The sequence below is a fragment of the Agromyces binzhouensis genome (assembly GCF_004135055.1).
GTDB lineage: Bacteria > Actinomycetota > Actinomycetes > Actinomycetales > Microbacteriaceae > Agromyces > Agromyces binzhouensis.
This window is the reverse complement of record NZ_SDPL01000501.1, coordinates 1-1,917: the sequence shown is the minus strand read 5'-3', so window position 1 is coordinate 1,917 and position 1,917 is coordinate 1. Positions and strand designations below refer to the sequence as shown.

At 72.9% G+C, this 1,917-nt stretch carries 1 protein-coding gene and 1 pseudogene; both read right to left on the bottom strand.

Annotated elements, in window-relative coordinates; all coding sequences use genetic code 11:
• A pseudogene (locus tag ESO86_RS16115) lies at positions 1 to 541 on the bottom strand (hypothetical protein); the annotation flags it as partial.
• A 170-nt stretch (positions 542 to 711) separates the two neighbouring features.
• A partial coding sequence (locus ESO86_RS16110; RefSeq protein ID WP_422836507.1) for an endonuclease/exonuclease/phosphatase family protein occupies positions 712 to 1,917 on the bottom strand: 1,206 nt, incomplete at its 5' end.

Sequence of the window (1,917 nt, the reverse complement as noted above, 5' to 3'; positions counted from 1 at the left end):
CGCGGGCGGGTCGACGAGCAGCATCGCCCGGCGGCGTTCGCAGAAGGCGACCGCCTCCGCGACGATCCCGTCGACGCGGGCGGGTCGACGAGCAGCATCGCCCGGCGGCGTTCGCAGAAGGCGACCGCCTCCGCGACGATCCCGTCGACGCGGGCGGGTCGACGAGCAGCATCGCCCGGCGGCGTTCGCAGAAGGCGACCGCCTCCGCGACGATCCCGTGGGCGTCCGCGCGCGCGGCGCACTCGGCGGGCAGCACGAGCAGGTTCACGAGGTCGACGCGCTCGAGGGACTCGAGGCCGCCCCGGACACCGTCGATGCCGGTGTCGGCGACCCGCACCGCCACTGCCGAGGCGCCGCCGTTGTCGAAGAACGAGCGCAGTGCGCGCCGGAGCGGCGATGCGTGCAGGTCGCCCCAGATCGCATCCTCGTCGGTGCCCCAGCCGTCGACGTCGATGTCGACGGGGTCGCCGATCGGGCCGTCCCCCGCGGAGCCCAGGAATGCCGCGACGGCGGTTCCGACGCCCTCGATGGGTCGCGTCATCGGCCCCACCTCCCGTACCCGGCTGCGTCGAGCGGATGCCTCGTGGCCGAGCCTCCTCCCGTCCATGGCGGGTGTCAAGGAGGCCGCTCCCGACCGGTGCGGGAGGGCTGAGGCGCCGGGGGCGGCGAGCGGCCCGCCTCACGGGGAGGCGGGCCGCTCGCGACTCGAGGTCAGCCGCGCACGTGCACGTCGACCCACACGAGTCGGTGGTCGCTCGACGGGAACGGGAAGGTGCCGGTGAGCGCTGACAGCGGGTCGGACGAGACCGGCCAGAACACGCCCGCGTCGGCGACGCGGAGGTCCTTCGACGGCAGCACGTAGTCGGCGCGCAGGTTGCCCGGCGCCGGGTTGTCGTTGAAGTCGGCCGTGTCGAGGGCCGGGTCGCCCTCGTGGGCCAGGTTGGCGCCGGCCTGCAGCTCGGACGCCTCGACCGCGCCGGCCGACATCGGCATCGGGTCGGTGATGCGCGGGTGGCCGAGGAGCTGGTGGATCGCGTCGTCCGTCGAGTCGCCGTCGACCGGGTCGGCGTTCTGGTCGCCGAGGATGACGAAGGACGAGCCGGGCGTCAGCCCGCCGAACACCCCTTCGTCGTCGTAGATGTACGACGACGCGGCACCCGGGTGCACGTAGTCGGCCCAGAAGCGGATCTCGTCGTGGTTGCGCGTGCCGTTGCGGTCCTCTGCGCCGTCGAAGGTCGGCGGCGTCGGGTGCGACGCCAGCACGTGCACCGTGCGTCCGCCGATCTCGACCGGGACGTCCCAGTGCGACTTGCTCGAGAGGCGGAAGACGTCGAGCTCCTCGGGCGAGTACCAGTCGGCCGGTGCGTCGGTGCCCGGGTCGTCGGGAAGCAGTGCTCCCGGCATGTCCTTCCAGAGGAACTGCTGGAAGGTCCGCGCCGCCGCGTCGTCGATCGGGTACTTCGAGAGCAGGGCCATGCCGTACTGGCCGGGGAAGAAGCCGAAGCCGAACGCGTCGTCGCCGCCCCCGACGACGCCGTTGTTGTTGAGGTCGAATCCGCTCGGCACGCCCGTGTTCGACGGTGCGACGAAGGCGTACGGGTACTCGACCGGGTCGGCGCCGCCCTGCGAGACCTCGAGGTAGTTGTCGCGGAACAGGTCGACGGCGACACCCCCGGGCACGTAGTCGAACTCGTTCAGCAGCACGATGTCGGGGTTCGCGCGCTGGATGATCTCGGCGACGGTCTTCGCCTGCGCGTTCGTGCCCGTCGAGAGGTCGGCGACGAGCTGCCCCTCGAAGTTCCGGTTGAGCGAGAGGTTGTAGGTGGCGACGCGGACGGTGTCGGCGCGTCCCGGCGTTCCGCCGGGCGCGGCCTGGGCCGGTGCGGCGGCCGCTCCGACGCCGAGCGCGAGCACCGC